This window comes from Heliobacterium mobile (assembly GCF_009720735.1).
Lineage (GTDB): Bacteria > Bacillota > Desulfitobacteriia > Heliobacteriales > Heliobacteriaceae > Heliobacterium > Heliobacterium mobile.
Window position 1 is genome coordinate 1 of the sequence record NZ_WNKU01000052.1, and the last position, 7929, is coordinate 7929.

Annotated in this window: 6 protein-coding genes; 5 read left to right on the plus strand and 1 reads right to left on the minus strand. The window is 39.9% G+C overall.

Going from position 1 to position 7929, the window contains the following annotated elements; genetic code table 11:
* The first annotated feature begins 654 nt into the window (after window positions 1–654).
* The 4 genes from ppsA (at window position 655) to GJ688_RS18890 (ending at window position 5493) form a co-directional block, all read left to right on the plus strand.
* The gene (ppsA, locus tag GJ688_RS18875; RefSeq protein ID WP_155478066.1) at window positions 655–3267 is read left to right on the plus strand and encodes a phosphoenolpyruvate synthase; all 2613 of its coding nucleotides are present in this window, start codon (window positions 655–657) and stop codon (window positions 3265–3267) included.
* 198 nt (window positions 3268–3465) lie between these two features.
* Window positions 3466–3945, plus strand: a complete 480-nt coding sequence (locus GJ688_RS18880; protein WP_328597403.1) for a DUF2975 domain-containing protein — start codon at window positions 3466–3468, stop codon at window positions 3943–3945.
* 10 nt (window positions 3946–3955) lie between these two features.
* The gene (locus GJ688_RS18885; protein WP_155478067.1) at window positions 3956–4171 is read left to right on the plus strand and encodes a helix-turn-helix domain-containing protein; all 216 of its coding nucleotides are present in this window, start codon (window positions 3956–3958) and stop codon (window positions 4169–4171) included.
* Window positions 4172–4248: 77 nt separating this feature from the next.
* Window positions 4249–5493: a DUF4153 domain-containing protein gene (locus tag GJ688_RS18890; RefSeq protein WP_155478068.1), complete on the plus strand. Its 1245-nt coding sequence runs from the start codon at window positions 4249–4251 to the stop codon at window positions 5491–5493.
* A 215-nt stretch (window positions 5494–5708) separates the two neighbouring features.
* Here the strand turns inward: GJ688_RS18890 and GJ688_RS18895 are convergent, their stop codons facing one another.
* A complete protein-coding gene (locus tag GJ688_RS18895) occupies window positions 5709–6377 on the minus strand; it encodes a YczE/YyaS/YitT family protein (RefSeq protein WP_155478069.1) in 669 nt (222 codons plus the stop codon).
* A gap of 259 nt (window positions 6378–6636) precedes the next feature.
* On the opposite strand from GJ688_RS18895, the gene GJ688_RS18900 reads away from it, so the two are divergent.
* Window positions 6637–7767: a glycosyltransferase family 61 protein gene (locus tag GJ688_RS18900; protein WP_155478070.1), complete on the plus strand. Its 1131-nt coding sequence runs from the start codon at window positions 6637–6639 to the stop codon at window positions 7765–7767.
* Window positions 7768–7929: the final 162 nt, after the last annotated feature.

The following is a 7929-nucleotide window of genomic DNA, read 5'->3' on the forward strand; positions in this document are numbered from 1 at the left end:
AATGATTTGGAATGGGCGGTGGCTCTTCAACAACTTTGGTCGATTATTGATGATGTCGTTAAAAACTGCAACAAGAAGTTAGCCGCTTTGATTAAAAGTCAACTCCAGAAATGGATTGGCTCTTTACCCAACTATATCAAGGCTTACTTGCCTATTTCTGTGTGCGAAACTTGAGTTTTTAATAATAAAGTTCTCCCTAATTTAATTATAGCAAATAAAAGATGGCCAATGTAGACTATTTATTATCACTTACTACTGATAAAATGCAATAGAACTTTAAAGAGACTTGTTGGAGGGATATACACGCATTCAGTTAAGACATGTACTTCCATGTGTTCGCTGTTTATGATGTTTTTTACCGAGAATTCATTCGTCTAGCCATGATAAGCATACTTAGTAATTTGCAATAATTGGATTATGTTAGCGCTGAAATGAGAGGATATATATGTCAAAAACCCGGTAAACTAACTTCAATTCATATTATAGGCAAAGAAAACGCGGTGTGTACTGCGCAACAGCCTTGTTTCGATGGTCTTTTCTTTCAAGACAAAACAGTAGTACCTACCGCAAGGATCACCATTATCGGCGCTTTATACGAAATCCTATGGATTTAATTTACAAGCTGGGTTTGAGAATAGTTAGGAGAGATATAGAATGAGTTCTTTGGTTCTCGGTTTTCACGAAATGGATAAAACACAGCTTTTGCTCCTTGGCGGAAAGGGGCTATATTTAGGAGAATTATCAAAAATTCAAGGAATACGAGTACCAGAAGGATTTTGTGTTACAACAGTGGGATATCGAAAAGCCATCGAACAAAACGAAACATTTCAATCATTGTTGGATCAACTAACACGGCTAAAAGCAGAGGATCGGAATCAAATTGGAGAAATCAGCCGGAAGATTCGACAAATCATTATGGAAGTGGAGATTCCTGCCGATGTTGTGAACGCAGTTTCTCACTATCACTCCCAGTTTGGCGACGAACATGCTTATGCAGTGCGTTCTAGTGCGACCGCTGAAGATTTACCCCATGCCTCTTTTGCTGGTCAGCATGACACCTATTTAAATATCATCGGAAAAGATGCGATCTTAGAGCATATCCGCAAATGTTGGGCTTCCCTATTTACGGATCGTGCGGTGATCTACCGAATGCAGAACAGATTTGACCACCGCCAAGTTTATTTATCCGTCATCGTTCAAAGGATGGTTTTCCCACAGGCTTCAGGGATTTTATTTACCGCTGATCCGGTTACTTCTAACCGAAAGTTGCTATCCATTGATGCCAGTTTCGGACTTGGAGAAGCACTGGTCTCTGGGTTAGTATCTGCCGATTGTTATAAAGTACGGGAAGAGGAAATCGTCGATAAGATGATAGCAACCAAAAAATTGGCTATCTATGGACGAAAAGCAGGCGGAACAGAGACACAGCCTATCCATCCTGAACAGCAAACGATTCAAACACTGACTGACCAGCAAATTTTACAACTCGCACGTGTAGGAAGACAGATCGAAGCTTATTTCGGGTACCCACAAGATATCGAGTGGTGTTTGGTCGATGATACATTTTATATTGTCCAGAGTCGGTCAATCACTACTTTGTACCCCATCCCTGAAGCGAATGATCAAGAAAACCACGTCTATTTATCTGTTGGCCATCAACAAATGATGACCAACCCCTTGAAACCATTGGGAATGTCTTTAATGGAGTTAATATCTTATGGTCACCGGTTTAAAGCTGGTGGAAGGTTGTTTGTTGATGTGGCACAAATGCTGGCTTCACCAGACGGCAGAAAAACGTTATTAAATAACATGAGACAACTCGAACCGCTCACAAAAGACGCAATTATGACCATAATAGAGCGAGATTTTATAAAATGTTTACCAAATGATAAGAAAGAGCGGAGTTCTGGTAATAGCGATAAAGTTAAGCCGCCTGCAACTCCTCAAGCACAAATCGAAAACAATCCGTCAATCGTTTCTGATTTGATTAGAAAAACTCAAGCCTCCATAGAAGAGCTAAAACAAAACATCCAAAGGAAATCAGGAACAGATTTATTTGATTTTATTCTAGAGGATATTCAGGAATTAAAGAAGATTTTATTTGACCCACAAAGTTCAGCTGTATTTATGTCTGCCATAAACGCTTCATTATGGATTAATGAAAAAATGGATGAGTGGCTAGGTGAAAAAAACGCAGCAGACACCCTTTCTCAATCTGTACCCAACAATATTACTTCGGAAATGGGTCTGGAGTTATTGGATGTGGCAGATGTGATTCGCCCTTATCCGGAAGTAATTGATTATTTACAACATGTAAAAGATGACAACTTTTTGGATGAACTGGTTAAGTTTAATGGTGGGAAGGAAACCCAAGACGCTATCTATGCTTATCTCGACAAATACGGGATGCGATGTTCTGGGGAAATCGATATTACTAATAGTCGTTGGAGTGAAAAACCATCTGCTCTTGTTCCCATGATTCTCAATAACATCAAAAACTTTGAGCCGAATGCAGCCCATCAGAAATTTGAGCAAGGGCGACAGGAAGCTTTGCAAAAAGAACAAGAGTTATTAGAGAGATTGAAGCAATTACCGGATGGTGACGAAAAAGCCAAAGAAACAAAACGAAAGATCGATCTAATCCGTAATTTCATCGGTTATCGTGAATATCCAAAATACGGCATGGTTAGTCGCTACGCCTTTTATAAGCAGGCTTTATTGAAAGAAGCTGAACAACTCGTCCACGCCAACGTTATTCATGAAAAAGAAGATATATACTATCTCACTTTAGAAGAACTTCGCGAAGTCGTACGCACAAAAAAACTGGATTACCAGATCATTAACAAGCGAAAAGAGGAGTACAAATTATATGAAAGACTAACGCCCCCACGTGTGATCACGTCTGATGGCGAAATCATTGCAGGGGAGTATAAACGAGAAAATCTCCCCGCCGATGCTATTGCAGGCCTACCTGTTTCTTCCGGAGTTATTGAGGGACAGGCACGTGTCATCTTAAACATGGAAGATGCTAATCTAGAAGATGGAGATATATTAGTCACCGCCTTTACTGACCCTAGCTGGACTCCATTGTTTGTATCTATAAAAGGCCTGGTCACCGAAGTTGGTGGACTGATGACGCATGGAGCCGTTATCGCACGTGAATATGGCTTACCGGCCGTTGTCGGAGTAGAAAATGCCACCAAACTGATTAAAGACGGGCAACGAATTCGCGTGCATGGAACAGAAGGGTATATCGAAATCTTGTAATCGCTGAAAACGCAAAACTATGTCAGCATCTTATGCGACGAAACTCTTTACCGATAGCGGTGGAAGAGTTTTTTTGCTTCCAATAAAAAGCGTACCTTGATAACGATAACAAATCAATCGAAATCAATAATAATTTATTGTAAAACGATAAGGTGCGTGTTATCATCGATTTGACAATAAATAAGTGAGGTGCATTTTGTGAAACGAGAAACACTCTTTTTAAAACTAGCTGTTATTCTTATGGGCTTTCCTGCGCTTGCGATGTGTATATTTTTGGTGCCTAAGATTGCGAATTTAGCGGCAAAGTTGTTTCCAGATTGGGCCTATATGAAATATCTCGTTACACTCGATTTGTACGCAACGTCAATACCTTTTTATTTTGCGCTGTATCAAGCTTTTAATTTACTAAGCTATATCGATAAGAATGAAGCGTTCTCAGATTTATCGGTAAAGGCTTTAAAGAATATAAAAAACTGTGCAATTGCAATCAGCAGCTTGTATGTGGTAGGAATGCCGCTTTTCTATCTTATGGCGGAGGTAGACGACGCCCCGGGTATCATACTCATCGGATTGGTCATGATTTTTGCTTCGCTGGTGGTTGCGGTTTTTGCTGCTGTTCTTCAAAAGCTATTGAAAAATGCCATAGATATAAAATCTGAAAACGACTTAACGGTTTGAGGTAAAAATAATGGCAATCATAATTAATATTGATGTGATGTTGGCTAAGAGGAAAATGAGTGTTACGGAACTTTCCGAACGGGTTGGGATAACGATGGCTAATCTCTCTATACTGAAAAACGGAAAGGCAAAAGCGATTCGATTATCGACGCTAGAGGCGATTTGTAAGGCTTTAGACTGTCAACCTGGAGATATTTTAGAATACAAACGTGATGAAGACAGTTAAGGATAATATAGCTTGGCTATTAAATATTCTGGAGGATAATAAGGCTTACTATGACATTTATCAGAGAAGGTATAACTATGGACGTTAGCCATTCAATTATTGAAAACATTGACAATCCCCATGAACTGGAAAGAATGTTTAGAAAAGAACCAGAAGCTTTTAAAAAGTCATTCCTATACGCTTGGGAGCAAAACCCGGACTCACAGGTTCTTGCTGTTTGGCATGAAAGATTGACTTTTAAGGAAAATCCAAATACAGAAAAAGCTTCTTTGTTCCAGAAGGATTTCTTATCCATGGGCGTTTTGGCAGTTCTGGCCGGGATATGCACTCGGATAATTCTGCATTTCGCCGAACAGCAAGCCATAACCCCTATTAACCTTGTTTTTGGTATACTTCCCTTTATGGCCGCCTATTTCGTTTACAATAATACCTCCCAAAAAAGTGTTCTTTACACCCTCGCATCCTTATTTCTAATCTCCGGTTTTTTTCTCAATATGTTGCCGCTGGAGCATACTGATAGTATTATCCTGGCTTATCTACATCTTCCCGTTTTCTTATGGCTATTATTGGGGCTTGCATTTACAGGAAATGAATATGGCAAAGGCAGTGCAAGATTAGCCTATCTCAAATTTAATGGCGAATTTTGTGTACTTTACGCCAGCATGGCCATCAGTGGAATGGTGCTAACAGCACTAACCATGCAGTTGTTTCGATTTGTCGGTATGGATATATCTGAATTTTATTTCGAAAATGTCGTTTTGTTTGGTGCCGCCGCTCTTGCTATTGTGGCTACTTACCTGGTATCAAGGAACCTTAAACTTGCTAAAAGTATTGCACCATATATAGCCAAAATCTTCAGCCCCCTTGTACTGGTCACATTGTTGGTCTATCTTATAACGGTTATTTGGGTCGGAAAGAACCCATTCTTGGATCGAGATTTCCTCCTATCCTTCAACGGAATACTCCTTAGTGTATTGGCCGTCACCATATTCTCCATTACCGAAAGCGGTACAGACGAGAAAAGGAACATCTCTGATCATATTAATTTTGCCCTAATTGTTCTGGCTCTGATCATTGACAGTGTAGCTTTATCATCGATAGTGTTCAGGCTTTCTTCTTATGGGATTACGCCCAACAGACTTGCTGTCTTAGGCGTAAACATACTGATCTGGGCCAATCTAAGTTGGATCATGCTCTCCTATCTGCGGTTTCTACAAAACAAAACCGGACCTTCAACCATCCAAGATGCTGTTACTAAGTATTTGCCGGTCTATGGACTTTGGGCAGCCTTCGTATCATTTATTTTCCCATTAATTTTTTAATCGAAAAGCTCTGTAAAGTATTATCAGCTAAAGCAAGATGATCAAAATAGGCTGTGCTCATCACTATGTTACCTCCTACAGGATGAAGTGACTTGCACAATTGGAAAGGGACATTAAAAAGCGCCCATTGTGCCGACATAATCTCGGGACAGTGGGCGTTTTTCTTCAATCTATCCAGTTATTACTCTAAGCGTGTGAACTAATAGATTCCAATATTATTTTTGAGTCAATTGCCTGTTATACAATTTCATTAAATTCTTTTGTGTCACATCGATCGTTTCATGCTTTACAGAGGTTGCTTCAAACCTCATCAAGGAGAAAACGATTTGTATACAGAAACTGATTCCGAAAGCGGCGAGAACAGTCCCTATACCTACGGGCCCACCGAGTAACCAACCGGTCAAAACAACAGAACCTTCAATGATTCCACGACAGAGTCCCACGGGTAGATTGGTTTTCCGTTTTAAGGCAACCATAAGACTATCCCTTGGACCTGCACCAAAGCCCGAATGAATATAAAAGTAAGAGCCAAAGGAAATCGTAAAAAGACCCGCAATTAATAGAAGTGCTCCTAAAAAAAATCCGCCGATTTGAGGAATTAAATTTAGTGACAATAGTAAATCAATAAATACACCGATCAGAATCATGTTTAAAATAGTACCTAAACCAAGCTTTTCTCCCATCAGTACGACAAGAACGCAGATAAATAGGCCTGTAAGAATCGAAACATTACCGATAGTCATACCAATGGTATTTCCCAGACCCCAATGAAAGACTTCCCAAGGCGCAAACCCCAGGTTAGCCTTCATGGTAATGACAACTCCTAGTGCATATAAAAAGAGGCCTATTATCAGACGAATAAACCTCTTTAAATAATTACCCATATTAACGTTCTCCTATAAATATCCAAAAATCGATATGCGTATTAAAAAAGTATTTCTACCGTGTCTTGCTTAGATTATATAAAGAAAGAGGGCTCTATTTCAATAAAAGGTTGAGGACTCAAACACAATATGCCGGTTGAGGATCTACAATATATTAAAGCGAATTGTAAAAAATATCCAAAAAGCACTTCCGAGAAGAGGGATCGTTTATTGCCGTAAGTAGCCTGTAGACGATTCGAGTTAGAGGAGGGTGACGTTGATGGATAGCTCAGACATGGATTGTCCGAGACAGTCTGTCAATGCGTTGGAATGGGTAGAGAAGGGCTCTTATCGTGAATCCGGTGCAAAATATGTACCTGTTTTTCCGGAACATATCATTCATAGGACTCTACCCAACAAAATTGATATTGATGTTCACCAGGCCTTTCAAGAACGGGAATTCCACCAGCCTGAGACATTTGTTGCCCTAATCCCTAAGGGAAGAGTTTGTGGTTCAAACGGTTTTATCATTACACCAGACAATAAATTAATATATGATTTATCTAACTGGTTTAATACTCCTGTCGAAGCTCACCCCATAGTTTTACAGGATCAATTGCCCCCGAATAAACATCTCGAAGGTTCAATCGCTGTACTGGCAACGGCCGGTTGGTGGAACTATTATCATTGGATGTTTGACGCATTACCGAGGTATGAGCTTCTTCGTCGCAGTGGCTTTAAAGCAGATAAATATATTGTCAGTTACTGTAATCTCGCTTTTCAAACAGAGACGCTGAAAATCCTTGGAATACCTCAGGAAGATATGATCGTCGCTCGTGACGAGTTTCAACTTCAGGCGGACGAGCTCATCGTGCCTGCATTTCCAAGTTGTCTTCGTAAAATCCCGAAATGGGCATGTCAATTTCTAAGAGATCTATTTTTACCTCACCTAGAAACGAATCAAGGAAGAAAGGATTTACGAATTTATGTTTCGCGCGCTAAGGCCTCATTTCGAAAATTAGAAAATGAGAGTCTTCTGGAAGAGATACTATCATCGCTTGGCTTCGAAACGGTATTTTTGGAAAGACTCCCCCTGCTGGAACAAGTGAGATTGTTTGCAAATGCTGATATCGTAATCGCTCCACACGGAGCAGGCTTAACGAATCTTGTCTTTTGTCGACCCGGCACTAAAGTAGTTGAACTGATGGGACCAAAGTATATAAATAATGTTTTCTGGGCCTTAAGCAATCAGGTGGATTTAGATTATACCTACCTGATTGGAGAAGGGGAAGAACCGCCAAGTTATGTTAACCCATGGGATTCAGGAAACTCTCGTGCTAACTTCACCATTTGCCCTAAAAAGTTTGAGAAATTATTAAAAAAAATCGGTCTGATAAAAGAACAACATTAACGCGGCTCCTAATCACCTCGATTTTATAGTACCTACTATGTGCGGATCCGGCAGCAAGGGGTGAATAGTTTACTGGAATAACTATCTCAAGTTTCGCAGATCAAAAATCGCGTTAAGCCTTTAACCAGTATAGGAATTTCGCAATTAAATTCTGGTGCTTGA

What these genes read in the sequence shown, in the direction of transcription:
- ppsA (WP_155478066.1), top strand. Translation starts at nt 655, where the DNA reads ATGAGTTCTTTGGTTCTCGGTTTTCACGAAATGGATAAAACACAGCTT.
- GJ688_RS18885 (WP_155478067.1), top strand. Translation starts at nt 3,956, where the DNA reads ATGGCAATCATAATTAATATTGATGTGATGTTGGCTAAGAGGAAAATG.
- GJ688_RS18890 (WP_155478068.1), top strand. Translation starts at nt 4,249, where the DNA reads ATGGACGTTAGCCATTCAATTATTGAAAACATTGACAATCCCCATGAA.
- GJ688_RS18895 (WP_155478069.1), bottom strand. Translation starts at nt 6,377, where the DNA reads ATGGGTAATTATTTAAAGAGGTTTATTCGTCTGATAATAGGCCTCTTT.
- GJ688_RS18900 (WP_155478070.1), top strand. Translation starts at nt 6,637, where the DNA reads ATGGATAGCTCAGACATGGATTGTCCGAGACAGTCTGTCAATGCGTTG.